The 25522-nt window shown below is 33.7% G+C and carries 22 protein-coding genes; 10 read left to right on the forward strand and 12 right to left on the reverse strand.

The window, feature by feature from the left end:
• Positions 1–227: 227 nt before the first annotated feature.
• From PGH12_RS06795 to PGH12_RS06810, 4 genes are read left to right on the forward strand one after another with little or no spacing between them, the layout of a single operon-like run.
• Entirely contained in the window at positions 228–455 is a 228-nt protein-coding gene (locus PGH12_RS06795) for a hypothetical protein (protein WP_267597417.1), read from the forward strand.
• Positions 456–465: 10 nt separating this feature from the next.
• Positions 466–639, forward strand: a complete 174-nt coding sequence (locus PGH12_RS06800) for a hypothetical protein (RefSeq protein WP_267597418.1) — start codon at positions 466–468, stop codon at positions 637–639.
• Between the two features lie 17 nt (positions 640–656).
• Entirely contained in the window at positions 657–2177 is a 1521-nt protein-coding gene (locus PGH12_RS06805) for a MauE/DoxX family redox-associated membrane protein (protein ID WP_267597419.1), read from the forward strand.
• A 25-nt stretch (positions 2178–2202) separates the two neighbouring features.
• Positions 2203–2475 (forward strand): hypothetical protein, encoded by a 273-nt coding sequence (locus PGH12_RS06810; protein WP_267597420.1) that lies wholly within the window; start codon positions 2203–2205, stop codon positions 2473–2475.
• Positions 2476–2505: 30 nt separating this feature from the next.
• On the opposite strand, the gene PGH12_RS06815 is transcribed toward PGH12_RS06810, so the two are convergent.
• From PGH12_RS06815 to PGH12_RS06825, 3 genes are read right to left on the reverse strand one after another with little or no spacing between them, the layout of a single operon-like run.
• Complete coding sequence (locus PGH12_RS06815) at positions 2506–4998, reverse strand: alpha/beta hydrolase family protein (protein ID WP_267597421.1); 2493 nt, start codon at positions 4996–4998, stop codon at positions 2506–2508.
• Positions 4998–6374: a RagB/SusD family nutrient uptake outer membrane protein gene (locus PGH12_RS06820; RefSeq protein WP_267597422.1), complete on the reverse strand. Its 1377-nt coding sequence runs from the start codon at positions 6372–6374 to the stop codon at positions 4998–5000. The genes PGH12_RS06815 and PGH12_RS06820 overlap by 1 nt, the downstream gene beginning before the upstream one ends.
• A 53-nt stretch (positions 6375–6427) precedes the next feature.
• Positions 6428–9421 (reverse strand): SusC/RagA family TonB-linked outer membrane protein, encoded by a 2994-nt coding sequence (locus tag PGH12_RS06825; protein WP_267597423.1) that lies wholly within the window; start codon positions 9419–9421, stop codon positions 6428–6430.
• A 1062-nt stretch (positions 9422–10483) separates the two neighbouring features.
• Between PGH12_RS06825 and PGH12_RS06830 the strand changes: the two genes are divergently transcribed.
• Complete coding sequence (locus PGH12_RS06830; RefSeq protein WP_267597424.1) at positions 10484–10852, forward strand: helix-turn-helix domain-containing protein; 369 nt, start codon at positions 10484–10486, stop codon at positions 10850–10852.
• Positions 10853–10920: 68 nt separating this feature from the next.
• Here PGH12_RS06830 and PGH12_RS06835 read toward each other — a convergent pair whose 3' ends face one another.
• The 6 genes from PGH12_RS06835 to PGH12_RS06860 form a co-directional block, all read right to left on the reverse strand.
• Positions 10921–11763 (reverse strand): restriction endonuclease, encoded by an 843-nt coding sequence (locus PGH12_RS06835; protein WP_267597425.1) that lies wholly within the window; start codon positions 11761–11763, stop codon positions 10921–10923.
• Positions 11764–11784: 21 nt separating this feature from the next.
• Positions 11785–12477: a hypothetical protein gene (locus PGH12_RS06840; protein WP_267597426.1), complete on the reverse strand. Its 693-nt coding sequence runs from the start codon at positions 12475–12477 to the stop codon at positions 11785–11787.
• Positions 12478–12508: 31 nt separating this feature from the next.
• Complete coding sequence (locus PGH12_RS06845; RefSeq protein ID WP_267597427.1) at positions 12509–13435, reverse strand: AbiTii domain-containing protein; 927 nt, start codon at positions 13433–13435, stop codon at positions 12509–12511.
• Positions 13436–13452: 17 nt separating this feature from the next.
• Positions 13453–14277 carry a hypothetical protein gene (locus PGH12_RS06850; protein ID WP_267597428.1) on the reverse strand — a complete coding sequence of 275 codons (825 nt, stop codon included), beginning with the start codon at positions 14275–14277 and terminating at the stop codon, positions 13453–13455.
• A 254-nt stretch (positions 14278–14531) separates the two neighbouring features.
• On the reverse strand, positions 14532–15413 hold the full coding sequence (locus PGH12_RS06855) for a hypothetical protein (RefSeq protein ID WP_267597429.1): 882 nt from the start codon (positions 15411–15413) through the stop codon (positions 14532–14534).
• Positions 15414–16679, reverse strand: a complete 1266-nt coding sequence (locus tag PGH12_RS06860) for a hypothetical protein (protein ID WP_267597430.1) — start codon at positions 16677–16679, stop codon at positions 15414–15416.
• 61 nt (positions 16680–16740) lie between these two features.
• Between PGH12_RS06860 and PGH12_RS06865 the strand changes: the two genes are divergently transcribed.
• The 5 genes from PGH12_RS06865 to PGH12_RS06885 all read left to right on the forward strand — a co-directional run bounded on the left by PGH12_RS06865 (position 16741) and on the right by PGH12_RS06885 (position 23001).
• Complete coding sequence (locus PGH12_RS06865; RefSeq protein WP_267597431.1) at positions 16741–17178, forward strand: hypothetical protein; 438 nt, start codon at positions 16741–16743, stop codon at positions 17176–17178.
• 214 nt (positions 17179–17392) lie between these two features.
• Positions 17393–18373: a nucleoid-associated protein gene (locus PGH12_RS06870; protein WP_267597432.1), complete on the forward strand. Its 981-nt coding sequence runs from the start codon at positions 17393–17395 to the stop codon at positions 18371–18373.
• Positions 18374–18383: 10 nt separating this feature from the next.
• Complete coding sequence (locus PGH12_RS06875; protein WP_267597433.1) at positions 18384–19604, forward strand: hypothetical protein; 1221 nt, start codon at positions 18384–18386, stop codon at positions 19602–19604.
• A 663-nt stretch (positions 19605–20267) separates the two neighbouring features.
• The gene (locus PGH12_RS06880; protein ID WP_267597434.1) at positions 20268–22190 is read left to right on the forward strand and encodes an RNA/DNA-binding domain-containing protein; all 1923 of its coding nucleotides are present in this window, start codon (positions 20268–20270) and stop codon (positions 22188–22190) included.
• A 292-nt stretch (positions 22191–22482) separates the two neighbouring features.
• Positions 22483–23001 carry a hypothetical protein gene (locus tag PGH12_RS06885; RefSeq protein WP_267597435.1) on the forward strand — a complete coding sequence of 173 codons (519 nt, stop codon included), beginning with the start codon at positions 22483–22485 and terminating at the stop codon, positions 22999–23001.
• A 90-nt stretch (positions 23002–23091) separates the two neighbouring features.
• Here the strand turns inward: PGH12_RS06885 and PGH12_RS06890 are convergent, their stop codons facing one another.
• The 3 genes from PGH12_RS06890 to PGH12_RS06900 form a co-directional block, all read right to left on the reverse strand.
• On the reverse strand, positions 23092–23346 hold the full coding sequence (locus PGH12_RS06890) for a hypothetical protein (protein ID WP_267597436.1): 255 nt from the start codon (positions 23344–23346) through the stop codon (positions 23092–23094).
• A 227-nt stretch (positions 23347–23573) separates the two neighbouring features.
• Positions 23574–23750 (reverse strand): BF3379 family histone-like protein, encoded by a 177-nt coding sequence (locus tag PGH12_RS06895; RefSeq protein WP_220180099.1) that lies wholly within the window; start codon positions 23748–23750, stop codon positions 23574–23576.
• Between the two features lie 84 nt (positions 23751–23834).
• Positions 23835–25187, reverse strand: coding sequence for a DUF3945 domain-containing protein (locus PGH12_RS06900; protein ID WP_267597437.1), 1353 nt, complete (start codon positions 25185–25187; stop codon positions 23835–23837).
• Positions 25188–25522: the final 335 nt, after the last annotated feature.

Below are 25522 nucleotides of genomic sequence, written 5' to 3' on the forward strand. Positions count from 1 at the left end.
TTATCTTGAGTTTATAATGGAGATAATGGACTTTAAATGCAAAATGAAGAAATACGGTGACGTGGTGCTTGTTTTTGGAATTTTTTATCTGCACCAATATTGAAATAAGGGCATCCTAATTTTAATATCTGCTCCGTAAACCCTTTTATCAGGCACTTCTACCACATACCTTTGGCTTAAGAATTCTAAATAATCCGGCCGGGACTAACCACAAAAATTTTATTAAAATGAAAAAGTTAATCCCAATAGTAAGTTTAATAAGTGTAAGTTTTGTACTTCACAATTGCACCAATGAAGATCATGAATATTCGGTTACAGAAGAGGTTTATCATGAAGTTTCTGATCATCCCCCAATTAGTAATTCAAGTAGGATCGATTCAACCCAATCTGAAGATGATGAATTGTATCCTGACCCTCCCGTTAAAGACACCCATGATTGGAGAACAAAACCTTAATCGAAATATCATGAAAACCAATCCCCATATCTCTGTACAACGAACTTCGGGTCAATCATGTCCGACCAGCGGAACGTGGCAGTGTATGGGGAGTTTTGTAACAACAATCACTATTGCAAAAGGTTCGAAACTTCCTGATTACTGCGGAATCCAAGTTCGATGGATACTAATCAGTATAAATTAACGATAAAAAACATTCCCATGAAAAAGTTAATCAGCCATATTCCTGTCTCAGTAAGTTATTTTTTTGTCTTGCTTTTCTGTTATGCAGCTATCAGCAAAATGCTGGATTTTGAAAACTTTCAGGTACAGATCGGACAGTCGCCTTTGCTCAGCGCTTATGCAGGATTTATATCTTATGCAGTTATTATTTTAGAAATAGTAATCGTAATACTGCTTATTTTTCCAAGAAGCAATCTATTTGGATTGTACGCATCAACAGCACTCATGTCTGCATTTACAATCTACATATTCCTCATATTAAACTACAGCGAATTCGTTCCGTGCTCATGTGGAGGAATTTTAGAAAAAATGGGATGGACTGAACATTTTATTTTTAATATTCTGTGTGTAATTATGGGAGGTTTATCCGTTTTTATCACTGAAAGAGCAGGTCATATGACCAACCTTAAAACATCATTAATCTTGGGAATGTCCAATATTTTGAGTTGTATTCTTGTCATTGTATTGTTTTTTAAGTCAGAACACGTTATAAAACAGGAGAATAATTTTACAAGAAGGTTCCTGATGCATCCTATTTTAAAAATAAAAAGTATGGACTTGGATAGCCATTCATTTTATTTTGCCGGTGCTAAAAATGAGGAGTTGTACTTAGCTAACCGAAATCTCCCTCAAAATATATTAGCAGTTGATTCCCTTTTAAATAAAGTTAAAAACACCAAAATTGATCTGGAACTTAGCAAATATCCATTTAAAAAAATAGAGATTAAAGTTAAAAATAACGACTATTATATCTATGATGGAAATGTTCCCATTATATTAAAAGGCAAATTAGGTGATGCACAAAATAAAATAATAAGTTTAAACGATGCATTCTTTAGCCAGCTTGAAATTATTGACAGTACTCAAATTGCAATTCGAACTCTTTCATCTGAAACCAAGAATTTAACGCTGGGAACCATCTTCATCAATAACAGTGGTAAAAATCAGGTAAAATTACATTCTGATTTACTTGAGAAGCAATTGGACGGTATTTTTGATTCTGACGGTTATCTGTCATCTGATCCAAAAACACAGACAGTCAGCTATATTTACAGTTATAGAAACCAGTTTCTTGTAATGAACCATTCAATGCAGATTAGTCACAGATTGAGAACTATTGACACGACTAAAACCGCACAAATCAAAGTATCCCCGATGTCCAATGGAAAATTTAAAATGTCTCAACCGGCATTAAAAGTAAATGGACATGCGATTGTATACCGAGGTCTGTTATTTAATCCCGCGCAGTTAAGAGGAAAACATGAATCTTCAAACAGATGGAAGGAAAGCAAAGTTATCGACATCTATAATACCGCATCTCAGGAATATATTGGCAGCATGTACATCGACAATATTAAAAACAACAGCATGTCAGATTTTAGAGTTACCGATGAGTATTTGTACGCAATTGTTGGAAATCAGCTGGTACAATATAGAATTACCCAGCCCTTGAAAAAACATTTTAAAAACGGGGAAGCCGAAAACCGTGTTTCAGAGTAGGCAACAAATCAAATATTTTTTTATTATGAAAAAAATTCTTTTTCCTGTCATCCTGGTAGCACTGGGAACAGGGTCAGCGTTTGCCACCATGTTGGCAAAGAAGAGTACACGAGCTTTAGAGCCCGCTTACAGAATTGTAAGCTTGGGTGGAGGTCAGTTCCAATGTGAGGATGCTGATCAGGAATGCAGCAATATCGTTTCAGGTGATGCCTGTGAATGGGCATTGGATACCAATGTTGAACTGCATAGAATCGGTTCAGACACGATGTGTGGAACACCGCTTTATAAAATTCCTTAGTGCTTTGTAGTAGGTACAAAGTTAGGGACGCTATTCAGCGTCCCTTTTCATTTCTTTATCAATCCATTTCATATCCTTCATGCTTTTCAGATGATAGTCCCACCACTCTATGATTTTAGTATTAAGATCCTTGATGTCATCAGAATTTTTCTTTATTGTGTGTTCCTGATCTGAATACATCAGTACCACCACCCTTTTTTTGTTTCTTAATAATCCCATGTAAAAACTCATGGTTTGCGTTGGTGGAATATTAGTATCCTTCTTGCCTGCCCAAAGCAATACCGGTGCACTCACTTTTTCAATAAAATTGATAGGATTATTTTTATAATACAAATCCTTATCTTCTGAAAAAGGAACTCCCATTGAAAACTGTCCGGTTTCAAATCTGGAATAGTCTGCGATTTTAAACAGTTCATTAAATGAAAAGTAAGTATTCACGATATCACTAAGACCTGCACCCGAGACATAGGCTGCAAACCTCTCTGAATGGGTAGCAATAAAGTTCGTCTCATAACCTCCGAATGAGTGTCCTGTCAAACCGATACGCTTGAAGTCAATATTTACATTTCCTTGAATCGCATCTAGTCCGGAATGAATACAATCAAGCGCTGAAATTCCAGGACCCCTGCCATCTGAAACAATATCGGGTTGAAAGACCATATAACCATTCTGAAGCAGCAGGCGGATATTGAAGCCACTGGATCCCCAGACAGGATACAGATATTTGTTGGATTCATCATGCTGAATACTGTAAACCTGTACTACCATAGGATATTTTTTTGTGCTGTCGAATTTGATAGGATAATAAAGAACTCCTTTCAGATGCTTACCTCCACTGTTGGTATAAGAGATAACATCCTGTCGTAGGTTTACAGTCTCTTTATCATGACAGTTGGTATTATAAAGTATTTGCTTTTGATCTGAAGACTTACTCTTGCTGTACAACTGTGGTGACAGGTTGTAGTTTTCTTCAATCGCATAAATCAAATCCTGCTTGTCCTTAGAAAAGAACATTTTGATCCTGTTGCTGCTGTACGGCATTATCTCTTTGAGTTTACCTTTATAATAAGAATAATATCCTGAATCATTACGGTCTTCTCTCCTGATATGCAGTGCCAACGGCTGAGACATTTCAGCAGTTCGCCGAGTTATCTTAAAAGATTCCATTTGATGAACCATTTTTCCACTATATTCATAAAAGCTCACTTTGCTGTTCTCTTGCTCGAATACAGTTTTTAAAATACTTGTTTTCAGATGATAATTGATCAGGCGGTTTTCTCCTGTAAAGAGTAAGCTCCCATCTGGCATAAAGATCGGATAGCTCAGTGTTTTATTATAGTCGATAATTTTAGTCTTCTCTAGAAGATGATCATACACCATCCATTGATTCCTGTACATCAGAAATCCAATAGTGTAACGGCCATCCTTTCCTACTACCATTTCTGAAGTATTCTCAAAAATAAGTTCAGATTTGTTTTTCAAAATATCATAGCGATATATATTGAGGCTTCGAAATCCCCGGTAATCATTTTCTTCCTTAATATTATACGTCCAAAAATAACGTGGATTTTCTGTCGCTAGAAATACCTGCCGTGCTTTGAAAGGGATTGAATAAACCTCATTATTTTTAATATTCCATACGATATATTGATGCTCAACCCATCCCTGATCTTTGTTCCGCAGATACTCATCACCTCCATACCATATATCAAGTTTTCGTACTTTCTTAGGAGCTTTCTTTACAACAATATCAATCAAAAAACTTTCAGAATGACCTGCTTCGGTTACTTTCACGTTTTGGTCTTTTCCGAGGCTGATCTGATTGTTATTAAACAACTGCCCGTCTGATATCCTTAACAATGTTATCCTGATCTTTCCATTGGGATCTGTTTTTTCTTTTTCCTTTAAGACAATAAATCTGCCTGATTCTAAAAGATCCATCGCAATAATTTTTGTTGCAGTAGAATAAAGTAGTTTCATGCTGCTGCCATTCCATCTCAATATTTTATGAATCCCTCCACTTTCGGCAAGGATATAAACTTGTCCTTGCTCTGAAATAGTATAGTTCAATGTTCCTGCCTCATGGTGAAGCACTTTTCCTTTAGCATTATAAACTTTCAGGTTTTTATTAATACCCAATATTACATATTGCTTTAGGGATTCATTGACATTACATCGCTGTATGCTACTGTAAATTTCTCTTTTTTTGGTCTCCAAATCAATCATTTTTGCCCCGCCCTCTCCTGAAGCAAAAACAGTATGATTATTCAGAAAACTGATGTTGCTGTTTTTTAAAATGGTATCGGATGGACTTATTGCTGATTGACGGTCAAACACAAAAACTGAATCAGAGTTATTTGCATACATTTTGGTCAGCAAAACGAATCGCTGATCATCCGATACTTTCATCTGACCAATCATCGTTGAAAAGTGAGACATCCACTGATCCAATTCACTAATCGTCTTCTGCGCTTTATAGCAACTCACAAAAAACAGCATAATAATACAACAATATACTCTCATTAATAGCCTACATTTTGGGGATTCAAATTGGAATTGAGCTGCAGCTCCTGTTGTGGAAGAGGCCATACTTTATGGTTATCTTTCCAGTTGGGTTTGGTCTGCTGTAGTTGATTAAGCTTTCCTGCTCTTTTCAAATCAAGAAAGCGATGTCCCATTTCTGTAAAAAACTCTTTTCTGTTTTCATTAAGGATTTCTTCGAGAAGCTGCTGTTGTGTAACAGAACTGCCAAGCAATGGCTGTCCTGCCCTCTGTCTGATAGGATTAATAAACGGTATAGCCTCAGCCATTTTATTTTGCTGTGTCAGAGCCTCAGCCAAAAGCAGATAGGCTTCTTCCAGTCTGAAGACAATGGAATTCTCTGTGGAGTTGGCAGACCTTGCTTTGTATTTTTCTGCTCTGTACCAGGTACTCCCTCCTACCGTAACCGTTCCCATCCAATATTGCTTGCGAAGGTCACCATTCTGAAATGAGCTGACCAAAGATGAGGAAAGTGCCATGGAGGTCGGAGCAACATTAACAAAATAATAAATAGTTGCTTCCCTTACCGCGTCACCATTATTCTTAGGTCTGAGCTGCCAGATAATATGGCTGCCGTTTTTAAGAAAGACTTTAGTGATATCATTTTGAAATTGATACAGCGGGCTCTGAACAACTGTTTTTAATGTTGCTTCTGCCTCCGCCCATTTCAGCTGTTGCATCTGAATCTTGCTTAGCAGAAGCTGTGCTGCTTTTTTATTGATATAAATGCGTTCATTATGACGATAAGTATCGGAAAGCAGTTCTATCGCTTCTTTAACATCAGATTCAATTCTCATCAACACTTCTACAGAAGGGGTTTTTGAAATGCTCTGATTGATCATGTAATTGGTCGTCACAGGATACGGAATATCTCCGTACACCTGATGAACATAGAAAAAGAGTAAAGAACGGATAACCAATGCTTCCCCTTTTATCCTTGCTTTATCTGCTGCCGGAATATTATTTGCTCCTTCGAGTCCTTCGAGTATCGAATTGCTGACATATATTTTCTGATACGCAGCATTCCAAAACGAACTGACAAATTGATTGGAATCAATCTGGGTATTATTGGATAATTCAGGCAGTCCGTTTGTTGCATTGAGTGCATAGTAGGTCAGATCATCGGTATAAAGACCTAGAAGCCTTCCGCTTTGATCACCTGTGACAGGCGATGACTCCCATAATCCGGCATACAATCCTGATAGTACCGCGTTAGCAGTCTGAGTATCACTGAAGACTGTTTCTGACAACATTTGGTTGTCGGGCAGTTCCACTTCCAGCATTTTTTCACACGATATGGCTGTACTCATCAGATAAATGAGCGCAGCCATTATTATAATATTGAATATTGATTTCATTGTTTTTTGAATTAGATTAAATGATAATAGTCCCTTTCCCCGTTATACATTCATCATAGCGTAAGCTGAACGCCGAAGGAATAGGTTTTCAAAGGAGGCAGAAATCCAAAAGTGGTCATCTCGGGATCAATTCCAAAGAACTTCGTCCATGTCAGAAGGTTCTGCCCCTGAAAATAAAGCTTAACTTCCCTGAAAACCCCTGAATTTAAACTAAGATTGTAGGTAAGCTGCACATTTTTTAGCCGTATAAATGAGGCATCAGAAACACTGGCATCACTGTTTTGAAACAGGCTGTGAGAAGAATTAGACGTTGAGCGGTAAGGCATATAAAGACCGTTCGGATTTGAAGGTGACCATACATTCAGTGCCTCCACAGGAAGATTCGCCATGATTCCCGGAGAAGACATCGCTGAATTGTAGTTTCTGCTCTGCTGTTTTACAAACTGCAGCAGAAAAGAAAAGTTCCAGTTTCGGTAGCGTAATTCATTGCTTAACCCTCCGTAAAACTGCTGTCCAAGGTTTCTGATCACCTGTCTGTCATCCGGTGATGCGATCTTTCCGTCGCCATTGAAATCGGTAAAATCATAGACCATACTATTGGGATTAACACCCTGAAGTTGGTAAAGCTTAACAATATTAACTGGTTCTCCGATGACGTAGGTATTGGCGTAGGACGAGCCTTCAAGTCCCGGAAATGAAATCAGCTTATTTCTGGGAATGGTGATATTGAATGAACTGCTCCATGAAAAATTTCCTTTATTGATAACTTCTCCACGAGCCTCCAATTCAAGACCTGTGTTTTGAATAACTGCATCCAAATTGGCCAGTACACTGCTGAATCCAGTTACTGAGGAAAGCTGATAACCTACCAATTGATTTCCTGAACGGTTTCGGTAATACGCAGCACTTAGGTTAAGCTTGTTGTTGAACAATCCCAGTTCAAGAGCAGCTTCTGTCTTGACGGTTCTTTCCCAGCTGAAATCAGGATTGTACAATTTCGTAGGAGCCAATCCTGTACTGCCATTATAGATGAGGTTAGCAGTGGCAAAAGTATCGAGGTACTGATAGTCCCCGATATTATCACTTCCCGAGGAACCATAACTTCCTCTCAGTTTTCCAAAACTGAGCCATGAAATGTTCTTCATAAAGTCCTCTTCCGAAAACAACCATGCGGCTCCAATGGCACCAAACATTGCATATTTATTATTGGGACCGAATCTGCTGCTTCCGTCCCTCCTTCCCGTGATGTTTAGAATATATTTTTTGTCATATTGATAGTTGATTCTCCCGAAAAAAGCACCGTATCGGTATTCGGTACTGATCTGGTCAAGAACTACTTTATTCATTGCAGCACCTATATTGTAGATAAATGCATTACTTTCAAACCCTGATCCCTGAATTTCACCTCTGTCTGAAATATCTCTTTGATAAGTGCCTCCTGCCAGGACATCAAATTTGTGATTATTAACTTTATGCATCCAGCTTATCTGTGGTTCTATCACCATAGACAATCGGTTCTGATTGGATTTTGAAGCCAAGGAATTAAGAGGTGTTGCTCCTGCGGAAGGACTATACGCCGTACTCGGACGAAGTGACCATTCTTCAAAGGTCTGATAGGTTAAACCTCCGTTGAGCTTGAGCTTAAAATTTTTAAAAGCTTCGTACTCCATACTGAGATTGTTAAGGAATTGAATATTATCATTGGAATAAGAATTCTCAAAGGCTGCCGCAGGATTGGTGAAGGTGTTGTTTTCCCAGTTAAGGTTACCTTCTGCATCATAAAGAGCCGGAGCATTTGGAGCCAGAATATACGACTGCCTCGTTGCATCAGAGGTAATCAGATTATTGTCTGTTGCTGTAATGATATTGGATGAGTTGAAACTGAATTTTCTGTCGGCAGACCTGTGACTGATGTTTCCTGAAACGGTATTAGTTCTGTACCTGAAATCCCTACTGAAAACCGTTGTTTGCTCGTTGTGACCAAGACTTACTAAGAAATTGGTGTTTTCACTTCCTCCACTTAGTGACAGTTGGGTATTAGACAAAGCAGCGTTATTACCAATCAGTTCCTTTCGCCAATCGGTATAACGGTTGGGATCCCAGGTTCCGTTGATGTCGTAGGCGTTGGCTGGATAGACAGAAATATTGCTGTTGGCAAATGCCTGTTGTCTCATATCAAGATACTGAGCAGTATTCATCATTTTGAGGTTTGAAACGGCATGGCTCAGACCGTACGAAGAATTCAGGGTCAGCTTTACCTTTCCTTTTTTTCCTTTTTTAGTGGTAACCAACACCACTCCATTTGCACCTCTTGAACCATAGATAGCGGTCGCATCAGCATCTTTCAGAATCTCGAAACTTTCAATATCGTTAGGATTAATATTGTTTAGCGGATTAATATCTGCATTGGGAAGAATACTTCCAGCATAGGATGAACTGATTCCTGTACCAACCGGAACTCCATCAATAATATAGAGCGGCTGATTCCCATCAATCACGGAATTGCTTCGTGTTCTCAAACTGTTTCTGCCTCTGATCTGAATATCAAATCCACCTCCCGGTGTTCCCGAGTTCTGTGTAATCGAGACCCCTGCCATCCTACCCTGCGCCGAAGCAAGGACATTGGTGACGGGTTGGTTTTCGATATCCTTCGCGGAGATCTTGGCGATGCTTCCGGTTCTTTCTTTGTCTTTGACTTTGTAGTAGCCCGCATTGAGAATAACTTCTTCGATGCCTTTGACTTTTTGGTCAAGGATGAGGTTGATGACAGATTGGTTGTTGACGGAGATTCTTTGTTCTGCATATTCAGGATGTCTGAAGATGAGGCATTGGTTTTCTCCCGTGATCTGTAGCTGGTAGCTGCCTTGGGTATTGGTGACAGCGGTCTGGTCACTTCCTTCCTGGGAGACAGAGACTCCTGAAAGGGGCTGGTCATTCACGGCTACTTTGCCCGTGACGGTTTTGGTCTGAGCCTTTAGGTTGCCGCAAAAAAGGGTCAATATAAAGGCAAAGCCAATACTTCCTATAGTATTATAGGATTTTTTCATAGTTTTGTAATGTTTTTAATTAAACAGTTCAATAATCATTGCTCCTTCCAATTGTTTTCGACGACGTATGGGAAGGGGCTTTTTTATTGAATACTTTTTTTGTCAGGCTGAGCCTGATGTGCTATTTCATTTTTCTTTAATTTATAGGCTAGGGATTGTCAGGCTGAGCCTGCCGAAGCCATTTCTACCGAATTCATGTATTTGAAAACAAAACTTTCCTAAGTGCCTTTTGGTTTGAAAAAGGACATGGTGAGGTCTTTGAGCAGTGACCAAAAGACACCGGAAAGCATTAATTAATATGAATGAAAATTTGTCCCGTGTAAGCTATTTAAAGCCGCAATAGGTTGTACACCCTATTGTATCGTGCATTACTCAATGAGAAAACATTTTACTGAAATTTAAAACAGCTCTTACCATCTGACCCATGCAGACCGTTCACATTTATTATTTTTTTGTATTAAATTCCCTTCGTGCTGAAAAATTATTTGGAAAATTGAAAGAAAGCCTGTACTTTTAAGGTGTGAGTTTAAAGCGTAGTCTGACTTTCCTTTTACTATTAAAGGAATTTCGGAGTGTGGCGGTTATTAGTGAGGCTATACCTCATCTTCCTGCTTTATTGCGGGCAGTGTTGATATAGAGCTGTAAGTTTTTTTATCTGCAATGCTTACGGACTACTCCGGTGGGCAAATAAGCAGCATGGTTGAAAATGTCGTCCTCATAAAATATTGTTTAATATTTGGAACGATGCTGTAAGAATGAGTGGATTACATGCAAAAATAGCATGGAACGGTCTCACACTTTAGAACCAAGGACGACCAAGCCCTATTACATTATTACTAATGCTTTCACCTAAAGATACGTGAGAACCGCCCACATGCCCTATACAAAAGTAAGAAACTTTTAGACATGGAGCGATTTCACGATAATCTCGGTGAAAAATTGGTCGTTTTGGTTCGAGATACATCGTTTTATTAAACCATTGTAGGTTAATAATCAATTCGCTTTCACAAATATACAAAATTAATTATAACTCCAACATATTGGAGTAAAAAAATATTAAATATGAACAAAATATTTATTTTTGAAACCACTCATTTTGATCATGATTTTATCAATCACGTTAAAAATTTGCGCCAGCAAAAACGTTGGTCTCAAGAAGAATTAAGTATAAGAATGGGAGTTACCAAAACTTTTGTTGGTAATGTAGAGTCTTACACGCAACGTCACAAATATTCTACACGTCATATTGTGTTATTAGCTAAAGCTTTCGGCTACACAAATGTTTCTGAATTGATGGATTTTCCTACTCCAGAATATGACAGGATAAAAGTTACAGTGAAGAAGATTTATAATGAATGCGAAACAAAGATTATGGATAGTGAAATACTGAAAATAGAAGATATTACCAATAATAAAAATCTTAAACAATGACATGTTAAGTTCAACCTTGAAAGCATTGACAGTAAACAGCCATTAGTAATAAAAGATTTAACAATATTTTAATCTTTGGACTTATGTTCTTTAATTTTACCGTTATTTAGTACTTTTAAAGTTTTGTCTTCAAACATTGCTTTCAATATCATATATACGTCCTCTCTACCCACAAAATTAAATTCATGAGATTGATATAAGAATTCAACTTTTAGTTTGAATCCTAAAAAAGGTATTTCTTCATTGGTTTTATTATATATCATATATGCATTGTCATAATTAACTTCTTTTTCGAAAATACCTACTTCTTTTTTATCAAATATTTCTTTTCGAAAATCTTCAAATACTGTATGAAAATTATAAACCTCATCATCTGATGTTCTAAATTCTGTAATATCTTTAGTGATTTCAGCATTCAATCCCATTAAGTATTCCAAATTTTCAGGTTTAGTATATGTTTTCAGATCATTAACTAAAGTAACGGGTAAATCCTTTTTGATATTTATTGGAATAGAAATATCTTTCCAATCCTTATCATTAGGTTCTCTTAACTCGATTAATCCTATTTTATGAAACTTTGCTACTTTAATAGCATCTGGCGTAAAACCTAATTTTGAAACTATTATGCCTTTATTTGCATCTGTTTCATCTACAATAACTTTGACTTTCATTATGATGTCCTTGTTAATGTTTTCATTCCAATATTTGCATTCAATAATGGTTTTGTATTCATGTAGCCCATCAGAATGAGAAGTTAAGACATCAACTTGATGTTCCACACCGGATTGCCCCATTATTTTACAAGAGTTACCGTAGCATTCAACTTTTACGCCTGTTCTTTGACCTAACGTTTCATATATTGTTTTAGTAATTTTTTCATATTCTTTCCAATCAATTTCTTCTGGTTTCATAAAAATGAATTTTAAAAGTTATTATAAATTTTGTTTAGAATGTTTCTTTCTGATTTCCTCCATAATATCAACTTCTAGCCATAGTTTTTTTTCTTTATCGAAAATATAAAAATCAGCGGGATATGATAATTTATGAGACATTTCTTGTTCGTCAGATTTATTTGATTCTCTAATTATATTAAGGGATTGATCTAATGCTGTTGCTATTGTATTTTCTGATAATTCACTATCAAGGTTCAAACTAATACTTTTACCTTCTTTTGTCTTGATTCTCAATCCAAAATTAATCTTATGTTTTTTAGCCTCCTCAGTATCCCAATGACGTTTTTTTATTGTTTTCCAGATAAAAATACTCGTTTTTTTGATTGACTCCCAAACAATGTTTCCTGCTACACCGAGCAAAACATTTTGGACAATAGTGTTATTGAGATACAACGAAACTTGCAATGTAAAATCATCTATAGAATTATATGCAAATCCATTTTTATCAAATCTACTTAATTCCAATTTACCATCTCCAAGCAAATTTTCGATTTCAGATATTTCATTTCTAATTATTAATCCTTCAAAATAATCAAGGTGTATAACATTATCTCCTTGTTTGACAGTTAACATCTTATTATACATCTTCGTTGCATAATTGATGATCTCTTCCTCAGACCAGTTAGGATAATCCTCTTTGAAACGTTCTATGTATTCTTGAAGTGATTTCATTTTATTATAAATAGATTTGATTATTACGTTTTTACATTCCGTAGTAAGATTGAATTGCGGTAGCAAGTAAACCACCTGCGGCTCCTATTGCTACATCCCAACCTCCCTCAGCTGTTTTTGTGACCATTTTTGCTATCCATCCATTTACTCTATTTCCAAACTTATTCTCATTATAATTAGGTTGCTCTTCCTGAACTAATTGAATAATTTCCGAAATATCCTGTTCAGGAACTTTTATTTCTCGCAATTGCTTTTCAAAATTTTCAATACTGTTTTTTTGAATTTTGGGTCTGTTTTCAATAGAATTACTGTTTCCAGTGTTTAAAACATTTCCATCGCCATTGTTATTAATTATCGTATTATTCACAATCTTAGATATTTCATTTTGTTTATTTCGTAGTTCTTTAATTTCTGTTATGTTTCCAAATTCTTCATCAACTTTAAGCATGAAATCCAGAAGTTTATTTCTTACATTTGATAAAATTCCTTCAATAAAGGATTTAGACAAAATCCGATTAACTCCTTGAATGCTCAAATAAGGATTTCCAATGTTTATCCAATTTGCTTCTATCACAGCTACGTGCTCCGGTCGAATAGGTGAACTAAGTGTTGAACCTTCCGTTGAACATAAATTCTCTAACTCTGTTACACTGTTTGGAAAATCCATGTATCTTAAGAAATGTTCTAAATCTTCACTCAAACCCATAGTCGGAATCTCGTGATTTTTATACATCATGTGACCGTTCATATAATTACCTTGCAATCCATTAACAATTCTTTTTCGATATTCAGGCATTGTCTCCATATCCTCATATCCTGTCAATTCAGAATTGACCCATTCCAATAACTCTCTATTTTGAATCCGAGTTGCTAAAACTTTAGTTTTTAACAATGCTGAATTTAGGCTATAATCTTTTGTATTGATTAATTCATTAATAATTTGCTCAAGTAGTTCCATGGAATTATAATTTGATGTTAAACAGACAATCTTTCGAATGAAAATCCATTTTGTTCTGTATGATAAAGAATATTTACTTCCCTTAAACTTGTTTCATCCTTGGAGGGATATTTTATTTTGAATCTGTCTGTTCCGGTTAATGCTATGATATTTTTTCTATCATTATAAGATTCTTTTAATAAATAATAACACAATAATATGCTATAACAAAATCTTTCGCTCCAATCATCAAACGAAATTTCTTGGATGTCCCATGATTGTCCTTTATATGTATCTAAGTGAATAATATTTTCTAAAATGTGAAATTCTGAATGTGCAAATGCATTTCTTAACGAAGTATGAAATCCTTTTCGAATAATGTTTGCCAAGTCATTTGAAGAATCAGTAAATTTTGTCCTAATATTATTTCTAATAAAATCATGTTTACTCATCTCCGGAACTTCAACCTTCCAGTCGTAATCTTCATTGTTTGCCAGAAGAGCAAAACGATATAATTTTCGTAAATAAGGCTTAGATTCCCATACATGACAATAAACCATTAACTCCATATAGATTCTATATTCATCATCAGTAACCTCCTCAACATCAGGTGGGAAGCTGTAAAAAGTAGTCATGAACCTTGTTAAAAAATTTATCCTTGTATCATCTTTATATAAATCTATTCGATTATCAATTATATAGGGAGAAAATTTAGGATGAGTTGCAAAATCATCATTATAGTCTCCATCTGCTATATAAAGTATATAATTTTCAAAATTATTTAGTCTTATTTCATCTAAAGTTTTTCTTATTAATGATTTTATTTCATTGTCAATTTCTCTAAATCTCGTTCTGGTTATCATTTTATTTATAATTATAATTTAAGTAATTTATAGCACTTTACTTCCAAGTCTCTAGACTTTGAAATTTTTACTTGCTGACGTATAAATGATCAAATAGCGGATAATTAGAAAAGCTGCTTTCTAAAATCCCGATATATAGTGACGATCAGGACAGAAACTATAAGATTAAATCGTATTCTGACAAGGATTGTAAATTTTTGTAACATTCTTTCAATGTATTTCACAAATGTGGTACTTACATAGTTTTTTAAACCTTATAACTGATCAAAATACAATAGGTTTTCTTCCAACTTATCAAAATAATATCTAAATTTTCCCATAATAATAGTTATTAAGCTTTGGTCTGCGGTATTATTATCAATTCTGTATCTTCCATGATTAATTTCATCAAATTGATTAAGATTTATTTGAATGCCATAATGGCAAACCAGTAACATATGCAAATTGGCACCACCATTTTCTGTACGATGAAAATTAATAAATTCATTTCCAAATGCATGTGGAATTCTACTCCAGGCTTCACATTGAATATTAATTTCCCTTTTTGCCTTGAAATCGTCATTAGGCCAATATTTATACGCTAGCTCAGAAATCCATTTAAAAACAGTTTTATTAACTTCTTGAATATGTCTTGAATATGGCATCAAACCATCATCTACCTGAAAATTTGTTAAAATACCATCTTTAAAATATAGATAAGTTTTAATCTTTTCAGAGTAGAACATTCCATTTCTAGATATATCTTTTAAATGTAAAACTTTTGATAAAAATTCTGCCGTAAAACTTCCGTTTTCTACTGCACTAGTTAAGATTTCATCTGTTCGAAGGGCATTAAATTCTTTAGTGGCAGAAAATTTTTTTAAATATTTGTTAATATCTTTCTCAGTAATAAAGGTCACATTAGCATCTGCTAAAACAAAAGCAATTTTACGAGTAAAAACTTCAAGTTCAATTGAAAAAATTTTAGGCTTTATATACACAGAAAAATATTCAGAATGTAATTGATCACTATGATATCCTAAAGAATTGGCAATCGACATCATTGATCCATCTCCAGTATCTCCTGTGTATTCAACAAATCCATTTCCACTAGGTATGAAAATCCCACTTGATTTACGTTTATTAAAATACGACATCTAATTATTAATCTCTTTAGTTATATTATTAAGTTTTTGGCTCACAAAATCATGAACGTTATTGATTTCTGAGTTTGTGAAATTCACTCCAAAAAGACGCTCAAAATGCTTTAATTGCTGATTTATAGCATTACTGTTTTCGAATAACTCCCAAATATTTGTTATACCTTTAAATCTATTAATAACTTTTCTATCACTATACCAAGAATAACCTTTTGTTATTACGTTACCTAAAATTTTACCAAAATTTAAATCTTTTACAGAATCTGTAAAAGTGCTTCCATCAATAAAAGTATCTATACCTTTATCTAGGTCAGAATTTGTTGTAAAATCAAAATCACCGTACATAATCCTATGTTTACTTTCTACATATTTATTATTAAATATATTCCAAAAGTCTTTAAACTTCCTAAAGGCTTCCAGCTGTTGTTTCATAGTTGCTGATTCATTAATATCAATTTCAAGTTGAACAAATTGATCTCTCAATTCTTGAAAATCTAATCGAAGTTGTCCAAGTTTATGTGGAATTTCACTAACAGAGGTCACACTGCTAAGTAGTATATTAGTAAAAGATGGAATAGGTAAGTATTGATAATTTAAGCTACTTTTCAAATCTTCAACTTTGGCATTATGGATTTTAGCTACCATTTCTAAAGACTGTATGGAATAAGGAGTTCTATTTAGACTTCGAATTTGCTTTCCATAAAGTGATAGTGGTAAAGATGTTTGTATACTTGAAGACCTAGATACATTCATCAAATTTGATACAAGTTCATCTAAAGAATTTTGTGTTTCAGATACTACAAAACAATCATCCTCAAATTTTGATGTAGCCAAAGGAATTGTTTCTAAGACTAGATTAATATCATTTTTAATAAAATATTTTTCTTGAATTTTTTGGCCATATTCTAAGACAAAATCTTGCTGTGCTTCTCTCTTGCTTCTTACAAGAATATTACCTCTATAAATCTCCGAACCTGGATTGTCAACGATTCCATTGACAAATTTCAGCCCTCCATGACGTGCTATCAAATTTAAAATAGGTCTCCCATTTGGGAACAAAACAGGTGTTGTTAAATTGAGATGATTCAGTTCATCTAAAGAGGTGTAAAATTCGGAAGATGCAATAAAAGTCTCTACAAATGTATTCAAGGAGAATAAAAATTCAACAGTTGGCTTTCCGTAGCCCCCTAGACAATAGTCTAAGTCATCAATTAGGTTAAGATTTACATAAGCACTGTTATGTCCTATTTTGTCATCTATCATTTAAGTAATAAATTAGTTTTTTATAAATTTAGCAAATCATAACAACAAAAGATATAATATTTTGAAAAAAACTGAAATTACTGACGAAGATATTGATCAAATAAGCAATAATTCACTTGGTCATTTATATTGGGAATTTCAACTGGGGGTTGGCTTGAAATATGAAAATGTATCTAATGATATTAGATTTCATGCACCATATCCAGAACTGGGTAAAAAATTATGGAAGGCTTTTCGTTATGAATTGTACATTTTTTTATGCGATAGCAAATCAAAGGAGCCCCAAGAATGGCTGAATGATTTAATTTCTGGAGATATAAGAAATTTAGTCGTAGGTATATGCTCAATAATAACAACAAAATATGACGTTTCATTGGGAATTGCTTTACCGGCGGCGGCACTCGTAATTAAGCAAGGAACTCTAAAGTATTGTTATAATAAACCAAAAAAGTCAAAAAAAACAGTTTTGCAAATTCTTGGAGAAATGAGAAGACTATAATTTTATACAACTATACATTTAAACCCTATGATATAATCTAATCTTCAATAGAATTGCGAATTTATAAAATCGCTAGTTTTCTTTTCAATATCTCTGGAATCACTTGGTACTCATTTAACCCTTGAGAAAATAGTAAAAAAAAGATAAGGTTAGATATTGCAACATAATAATAATTCAAAATTATTGTAAAATACGTATTTTTATAAAAAAAACCATGAAACTTAAAAATATTATATTACACCAAATTATTAGGGAGAATGAGGATGAACCAGAATTGAATTGTTCTGACCATAATTTAGTTCAAAATGAAACTGTTGATGAATTTGTTGAAAAACTCGTTAAAATTTATTCTTCCAAAAACCCGACTTTTGGATCATTTGAAGATGATTCTGTAAATTATCCATTTCAGAAAAAGGTTAGAGAATATCTAAAAAAAACCGATTTTTTAAGTTTTTCTGTAGAATCAATGAATATTCTAAAGAAAGAAATTAAGACACCAAAAGCTACAGGTGGATATGTCGTTTTCGTACATTACGAAGAAAAAAAAGTAGATTTTATAATAACTGCGATGTTAGATAAATCAACTCAATTTGCAGTTGATGATACCAGTCTAGGAATTGAAAAATTGAAAACACTTGACATTGATAAACTTGCTAGAGCAAATAGAATTAACATTAAAAAATGGAATGATAAAGAATCTCAATACTTGACATTTATTAAAGGTACAAGAGATGTTTCGAAATATTTTCAAAAATTCATTGGCTCCACAGACATAACTTCAGCAAAGATTAATTCGAGAATCATTGATAATGCAGTGAATAGGTATCTGAGAGACAAAAAAATTGTAGGTGAAAGAAAGAACTACGTCAAAGAAAGAATTTCTAATTATTTTGAATCACAATTTGCATGTGGCGAAGACATCTATCTTGATGCCATTTCTTCGCTCATTAATGCAGAAAATCCGACAGCCTTTACTGAATATTTGACAGTAAATGATATTGAGGTTAGTGCCAATTTTAGTCTTTCAAAAAAAGATGATTTTATCCTTTTCAGAAAAAGCAATGTTAAAGAAAAAGGATATAATTTTAATTTTGAGAAAGAATTAGCCAAAAATGGTAAGATAGTTAGGGATGGGAATGATATTATAATTAGAGACGTTCCAACTGAACAACTTGATTCTGCATTTGACGTATGATTTAAATAGTATGGCTGATCTTCTTAAAAATATAATCCTGCTAAAACACAGACTGTCTGACTCACAGACGGCTGAGTTCGGAATTAAGGGCAATATTGAAAATTTAAATCCATCAGATATAAGTGTTATCAAGAAAATATGGGAATTCATTGATGAGTTTTATAACATTGTCGATAATGAAACAATCTACATAGAAGATATAAATAATTATATATCGGCAAATGTCAGAATAGAGATTAAAACAGGGAATGTCCCAGGTTATTATAATACTTCAAAAGATTTTTTGTCTGGTAATAAAATTAAATGTGTTTCCACTAAATTTTACATCGAAGAACTTAACTATATAGAAGGTTCTGGTACAATAATTCCTCCCATTATACAAGCATACAAACTTAACATTGAAATTATTGCACTACTTTCTGAAATTGCCGATTATAAAAAAGAACAGGGAAACAAATTAGAATTATTTTTTTATAAATCAGAAAAAGGGGTTTCATTAAATATCGATTATAATGAAGATGATTTGCAGAACTTGAAAGCAGTCAAAATACTAGATTTAAAAGCACAACTATTAGATAGTATCGACTCCATTGAACGGAAGCAATTATTTGTAAATGAGCTAATTTCTGATTTAGATAAAAATGGTAACACTTATGCAAATCTTCTTAAAGATTGGGAAGCTATCATTGGAAATTATGAGAAAAGTTTTAAATTATATTTATCAGGATTTTCATTTGACAAGATAAAAACGTCTTCTCTGGAATATTTTCAAAAACTTACAGACAGGCTATACGATAGTATCAATAAAGTTTCCAGTTATATATTTGGAATTCCTATTGGCTACATTTTATTGATTAACAATTTTGATTTTAAAGGTGAACAAATATTAAAAAATGTTGCGCTTCTAATCTTAGGTATTTTATTTTTTTTGATCATGTGGTTTGTGTTTTTTAAGAATATTGAGGAGTCTATTTCTGCTATAGAAGCAGATATTAAGAAATTTAGAGAAAAAATTGACAGCAAAATTGAATTAAAAGAAATTACTTCTGAATTATTACACTTAGAACAAACTTCAATTAAAAATCAAAAAAATAAATTGCTTTTAGTTAAAATTTTATCTGGACTGATAATGGTAGTAACAATTTTAGTATATCTAATGATCTTTTTTTGCACTAATGGGAAATTGAATCATACAGACGAAGGATACTTTCATTTTGTAAAAATATATTAGTGGTGTCTACCAAATAAGTACACTTTCTAAAAACACTCCGTTCTCCAAAGTCTATAGACTTTGGAGATTTTGTTTACTAAAACATTAATATATTGTTATGAAATCCATCGTGAAAATATATTATAAATAGAATGAATCAGAACATTGTACTGTTTCTTTTTTCATTGATGATCATCTTTTTATTCTCCCAGAACTTCAACAAAAAATGTACCTAAAGTAGTTATGATATACTCAAAAAACGCAGTGTAGCTGGTTTTGGTTTAGAAAATTCAATATAGAAGAAACGTAGATTAACTTTGAAAAGTTTGTGTACTATTAGTTGTACTTATTTTATCAATAATTATTTCATTTTATATTAAGTAAAATCACTTTATTGTTATCTAAAAAAAATATTTCTTTGCCACTATTTGTTTATATCACGAAATTCTAAATTTCAAACAATATTCTTAGTTATTGTAATCATGCGTTTCACTACTGAAAATAGATGATAATAACCTGACAAAGTATTAGCACAGGGCGTAGATTTGAGTGTTATCCAAATGTCTAGAGAATTTTGAGATTATCATAGTTATTTTTTAATTTATGATTTGAATGTTTATATGTGAGTATATTCGTCAGCTTTAAATTTGTAAATTTGACACACTGTATACCCAAGCTTTGATTATGGCTAAACAATTAGAATTATTTGATCTATTTAACGAATCTTTATATTTAATTCAGTCAGATTTATTTCCAGATACCGAATCAGATGAAGTTGAATTTAAATCTGCTGAAGGTGGATTTCCTAAAGATTTTTGGAAATCATATTCTTCTTTCGCTAACACTAATGGCGGAATCATTGTTTTAGGTGTAAAAGAAAAAAAAGGCATCTTTTTTTATGATGGATTGAGTAAGGAGCAGATTATTAATTATCAAAAAGAATTCTGGAATAACGTCAATAACTCACAAAAAGCTTCTGTAAATCTTCTTCAAAATAAGGATGTATGCGAGTATGAGTTAGATGGTAATAAAGTTTTGTGTTTTAATATTCCTCCAGCTGAAAGAAAACTCAAACCTGTTCATTTAACGCCTAATCCATTTGGTAATACTTACAAAAGGAATTACGAAGGTGATTATGTTTGTCGAGATGAAGAAGTAAGAAGAATGCTGGCAGATGCAGATTTATCATTTAGTCCTGACAGTCGTATTCTTGATGGATATTCTTTTGACGATGTTGATGCTAATTCACTTAAACAATACAGACAAATTTTCGCAACAATCCGACCTTCTCATCCTTGGATATCACTGCCAGATATTGAATTTTTAGAGCAAATTGGAGGTTACAAGAAGGATCGAAAATCAAGAAAAGAAGGCTTTACATTAGCGGGTATATTGATGTTCGGGAAATTTTTGAGCATCACAGATGAAGAATGTTGTCCTAAATTTTTCCCTGATTATAGAGAAGTTTTTTCTGAAAGTGAAGAAACGAGATGGACTGACAGAATTTATCCTGATGGCACTTGGGAAAGTAATTTATTTCAATTTTATAAATTAGTTTATCCAAAGCTTTCATCCAGACTACCAAAACCATTTCAATTAGTAAAGGGTCAAAGATTAGAGGATACACCAGCACATACTGCATTAAGAGAAGCTTTTGTTAATGCACTGATTCACGGAGACTACAGTGCCCCTGGAAGTATTATTATTAAAAGTTCTTCTAATTCATTTACATTTACTAATCCTGGAACTTTACTCGTTACATTATCTCAGTTTTATAAAGGCGGTGTTAGCCAATGTCGAAATACCAATCTTCAAAAAATGTTTTTAATGATGGGTACTGCCGAACGAGCCGGAAGTGGTGTTAGCAAAATTTTATCGGGTTGGAGCTCATTACATTGGAGAAGACCTTATGTTTTAGCAGAAACAGAACCTGATAGAATTGTTCTTGAGTTACCAATGTTCAGTATTATTCCTGATGAAACTCTAAGTGACTTAAAAATGATGTTCGGTGAAAATGTGGAAACTTTAGGTAAAGACGAATTGACTGCTCTTGCTGTTTGTCACATCGAAGGTGATATTACAAACATTAGACTGCAATATTTAGTTGAACGTCATAAAACTGACATTACAAAGATGCTCCAGAATCTTTGTAAAAATGGATATTTACTATCTGAGAACAAAAGTCGATGGACTACTTATCATCTAAATTACGAAGATAATATGGATAGTTCTGCTTCTAATGTGGATAGTTCTGCTTCTAATGTGGATAGTTCAATTACAACTGTCGTTAATCCTGCAAATGTAGATGTTAGAGATTTTGATAAAAAGAGTCTGGATAGTTCTGCCTCTAATATGGATAGTTCTGATGATAATGATGTGGACAGTTCCAGTAGTAAACAAACGAGATTTACATTTGAAGAAATTGAGTCAAAAATTATTGACATCTGTCTAATGGAGTATAAATCTGTAGCTCGAATTGCTGCGGAGTTAAATAAATCAGAAAAGTATTTGAAAAATAGTATTTTGCCTAAGATGATATTAAACGAAAAATTAACAAAGCTTCACCAAGATAATCATCCGAATCAAAAATATATGGCGAAAAAGTAATATATCTCATTACGTGAATTAAAAGCAAAGTTTGAACTGTGTGACCAACCCTGCAAAATCAGAAAGTATTTTCAGTTATATAAAAAAGGTGCGTAAAAATTGTTTAAATAAAACAGAGATAATCCATTGTACTATTGCGGACAGTTACGAAAGAATATATTTTTTTTCAATACTATCAACTCTCTCTAAGAATGTGAAATCGGTACATAACTTTTTCAAATTGTGGTATTTTTGATAAGACATTAAGAGTTTGTAAAGCTTATAAAACTATCAAATTATTAATCCTTTAATTATGACATCATCAGATTTAGTTGCAATATTAACTGTACTAATTTCATTATGTGCACTTCTTGTTGCAACTCTTAGTTTCAGGCGGGATCGTAATAAATCAAACCAAGATTTTCTATTTCAGGAAAAAATTTTGATCTATAAGGAATTGATCTTTCACGTAAATTATATTTTTGAATCATTTTACGATCTCATCGAAGATCTTCAAGATCATAATGGGTCTGCGAAAAAATGGGATAAATATTTGGATAAAGAAGCAGTAGTATATGATAATTTAGTAACAGAATTTCAAAATTGCATCTATAAAGCGTTACCAATGATTCCCAGCGAAATTTACAAGCAGCTAATAGAATTTGGTTTGGAGTCCAGACATTTCATTACTTCTGCTTTCAATAAGGACGAAGCGCTAACAATTGAAGCTCATAAAAAACTTGAAATGAGTTTAAGAAATGTTATTAATATGGTCAGAAAAGACTTAAATGTTGATAAACTAAATATTGAATTATCACATAGATTGAAATAATTTAAATCCACGACCATTAATTTCGATAACTAATTGGTAATCATTAAATAACACGATAACCTTATTCTCATGATTTTTCCTTAACAATTTTTAACCTGCTGTCAAATTAAGAGGTTTCTTTAATTGATCTAAAACTTCATCGAATCGATTATCTAGAAAAGATATAGTTTCTTTTTCTTTGATAATTTTAATAACATTATGTGAAACATGAATCTCCACATTTCTAATCTCAAATATAAAATAGTCATATTCATATCTATGTGACCATTTTACAGCTCTTTCTTGTAGCATTGAACCTATTAAATCCAAATTAGACTTTCTGTCTTTGTTTTTCTGTGTTGCCATTTTAAAAAAAATTTATATTGACAAATATATGTTATCTTATATTTTTTCACGGTTTGCTAAAGGATGGCTGTAGAAGAGCCTAAAGTATATATTTACATTAAACTCAGCTGCCAAATCCCATAGGAAGCAAGAAAAGGATAAGGAACATATCTTGAATGCAAGAATAATTAAGAGATATAAAAAAAATACCCTTCATAAGATGATGGGTATTTTGCGGTAAGAGAATATTACTTTTTTGATTCCTCAACAGAAACTTTTCTGAAATCCTTAAAAAGTTTGCTTAGTTCTAACGCTGATTTTCTGGCTCTTGTTCCGGCAGCTTTATTTCCTTTTTCAGATTGCTGATTTGCTTCAGTTGAAAATGCTTCAAATTCAGCGTTGATTTTTTCGATAAGTTCTTTCATAACGTGATTATATAAAATTTAATTGGATGACAAATATATTATTTTTTTTAAGTTTCACATGGGTTTCACCCTTGTTTAGAAAGTTTACATTTTGCGACCTTTAGATTTAACAATAGTATTTTTATTGCCTTCACTTAGTTTATTCGGATTCTTAAACGAGAACTCAAATTTTCCTACGTTCTTATCATAACTGATGTAGCCTTGGTAATTCTTTCCTTTGCTGTCGGTGAGTCCGTTGATGTAGGCGGTATCCCCTGCTTTAAGTTTTTCGATCTGCCATTCGTGGAGGGGTTTGCCTCTGAAGTTGTTGGGTACTTCTGCTTTGAGGATGGTTTGGAGGGTTTTGTTTAGTAAATGGTTTTGTAAGCTATTGATGCTTTTGTTGATGTTTCTGTTGAATAGGAATTCTACATATCTTTTGTCTGCATTGAATTGGACGGTGGCATTGAAGAGGGTTCCTTTTTTGGAGATCATGTTTTCGATGTATAAAGGTTTGCCTTCTTTGAGGGTTTTGTTTTGTTGTTCGTTGAGGGTCACTCCGCAAATGACTAATGGGATTCTGATATGTTCTGTTCTTAATGCGATGAGCTCATTGGTCAGTCGGTCTCTGCTGATGACGGATGGGGTCGGTTCATCGGTCATGGGATTGATCAGGTTGACGACCCTGCCCATGTTTCCGGTTTCAAGGAGATTGATCTGGTCTTCTTTAGTGAACTCATGACCGAAGAGTTTTGTTGTGAAATCGGGTTCTTTTCTGATGGGATGGATGCGGACTTCTAAATATCCGACATCGTTGAGTCTTAAAGAAAGTCTGACATCCATGGTCGTTTTGATGGTTCCCTGATTGAAGGTGATGGGGACTAAAGTATTTGTTTTATGACCTTTGAGTAGATCGTCTAAGACCTTGAGTTGTTCGAGTTTCTCCTGATTGACATTGAGCTTGCTCATGATGTTCCAGTCGATCTGTTCCGGAAGATAGCGAAATTGTTGATCGGTAATAGTTGGGGTATGGGATTTGGTTTGCTCATTTTGCTGGCTCTGTTGGTCTAATTGCGCCTTAACGGTATCGATGGAAACTGCGTAATATTTGAGTTGGTCGATCTCTTCTACGGTTGCCTGATCGATGTAGTTCTGGAGGTCTTGGGCGGTTTCTTTGGCTTCGTATTCGGTGACTTTGAAAAAAGTGAATTCTTCAGGGTTTTTTAGCTGGTGGTAGAAGTCTGAATAGAATTGGAAGAAACTGTCTTCTTTTGGGTTGATCTTGAGGATTTGATCTGAATGTTCTTGATTGGGTGACGTTTGGTTGATGGTACCGTCCGGGTTGATGTTCTGGATGATGCCGATGGTATTGCTGGTATTGTGGAGAACCAAGAGCGTGTTGGAGGACTGGAGATCTTTATTGGGTTGTTGTGATTGAGGTTTTTTAGTCTTTTCCATAACTTTTTACTGTTTAATGTTTAAGATACAGGATTTAAGCAAGAGATATGGAGCAGATGATTTGGCTGGCACTCGTTGACACTGTATGGCTTTAGTAACTTGAATTAATAGATCTTGCAACTGAATCAACGGTATGAGGATGCAATTATTTATGTATATTTGATTAAATAGTAATTCTGAACTTCAAGCTGTGAAAAAGTGTGGATCTATAGAACTGATTTGATCAATTTTTAATACGCCTACTCATTGAACCTAACAAAGACCTTTTTTTACCGAGCCATGAGCAATTCAGTCGAGCTGGAATCGATGAACGTTGTATTTTTGAAATACATCAG

The sequence above is a fragment of the Chryseobacterium sp. CY350 genome, from assembly GCF_027945075.1.
Taxonomy (GTDB): Bacteria; Bacteroidota; Bacteroidia; order Flavobacteriales; family Weeksellaceae; genus Chryseobacterium.

Excerpts from the sequence above, each read along its gene's own strand:
- PGH12_RS06900 (WP_267597437.1), bottom strand. The coding sequence starts at position 25,187 with ATGGAAAAGACTAAAAAACCTCAATCACAACAACCCAATAAAGATCTC.
- PGH12_RS06835 (WP_267597425.1), bottom strand. The coding sequence starts at position 11,763 with ATGAAACCAGAAGAAATTGATTGGAAAGAATATGAAAAAATTACTAAA.
- PGH12_RS06880 (WP_267597434.1), top strand. The coding sequence starts at position 20,268 with ATGGCTAAACAATTAGAATTATTTGATCTATTTAACGAATCTTTATAT.
- PGH12_RS06820 (WP_267597422.1), bottom strand. The coding sequence starts at position 6,374 with ATGAAATCAATATTCAATATTATAATAATGGCTGCGCTCATTTATCTG.
- PGH12_RS06855 (WP_267597429.1), bottom strand. The coding sequence starts at position 15,413 with ATGTCGTATTTTAATAAACGTAAATCAAGTGGGATTTTCATACCTAGT.
- PGH12_RS06795 (WP_267597417.1), top strand. The coding sequence starts at position 228 with ATGAAAAAGTTAATCCCAATAGTAAGTTTAATAAGTGTAAGTTTTGTA.
- PGH12_RS06875 (WP_267597433.1), top strand. The coding sequence starts at position 18,384 with ATGGCTGATCTTCTTAAAAATATAATCCTGCTAAAACACAGACTGTCT.
- PGH12_RS06870 (WP_267597432.1), top strand. The coding sequence starts at position 17,393 with ATGAAACTTAAAAATATTATATTACACCAAATTATTAGGGAGAATGAG.
- PGH12_RS06895 (WP_220180099.1), bottom strand. The coding sequence starts at position 23,750 with ATGAAAGAACTTATCGAAAAAATCAACGCTGAATTTGAAGCATTTTCA.
- PGH12_RS06860 (WP_267597430.1), bottom strand. The coding sequence starts at position 16,679 with ATGATAGATGACAAAATAGGACATAACAGTGCTTATGTAAATCTTAAC.
- PGH12_RS06850 (WP_267597428.1), bottom strand. The coding sequence starts at position 14,277 with ATGATAACCAGAACGAGATTTAGAGAAATTGACAATGAAATAAAATCA.
- PGH12_RS06815 (WP_267597421.1), bottom strand. The coding sequence starts at position 4,998 with ATGAGAGTATATTGTTGTATTATTATGCTGTTTTTTGTGAGTTGCTAT.
- PGH12_RS06840 (WP_267597426.1), bottom strand. The coding sequence starts at position 12,477 with ATGAAATCACTTCAAGAATACATAGAACGTTTCAAAGAGGATTATCCT.
- PGH12_RS06825 (WP_267597423.1), bottom strand. The coding sequence starts at position 9,421 with ATGAAAAAATCCTATAATACTATAGGAAGTATTGGCTTTGCCTTTATA.
- PGH12_RS06805 (WP_267597419.1), top strand. The coding sequence starts at position 657 with ATGAAAAAGTTAATCAGCCATATTCCTGTCTCAGTAAGTTATTTTTTT.
- PGH12_RS06810 (WP_267597420.1), top strand. The coding sequence starts at position 2,203 with ATGAAAAAAATTCTTTTTCCTGTCATCCTGGTAGCACTGGGAACAGGG.
- PGH12_RS06800 (WP_267597418.1), top strand. The coding sequence starts at position 466 with ATGAAAACCAATCCCCATATCTCTGTACAACGAACTTCGGGTCAATCA.
- PGH12_RS06890 (WP_267597436.1), bottom strand. The coding sequence starts at position 23,346 with ATGGCAACACAGAAAAACAAAGACAGAAAGTCTAATTTGGATTTAATA.
- PGH12_RS06845 (WP_267597427.1), bottom strand. The coding sequence starts at position 13,435 with ATGGAACTACTTGAGCAAATTATTAATGAATTAATCAATACAAAAGAT.
- PGH12_RS06830 (WP_267597424.1), top strand. The coding sequence starts at position 10,484 with ATGAACAAAATATTTATTTTTGAAACCACTCATTTTGATCATGATTTT.
- PGH12_RS06885 (WP_267597435.1), top strand. The coding sequence starts at position 22,483 with ATGACATCATCAGATTTAGTTGCAATATTAACTGTACTAATTTCATTA.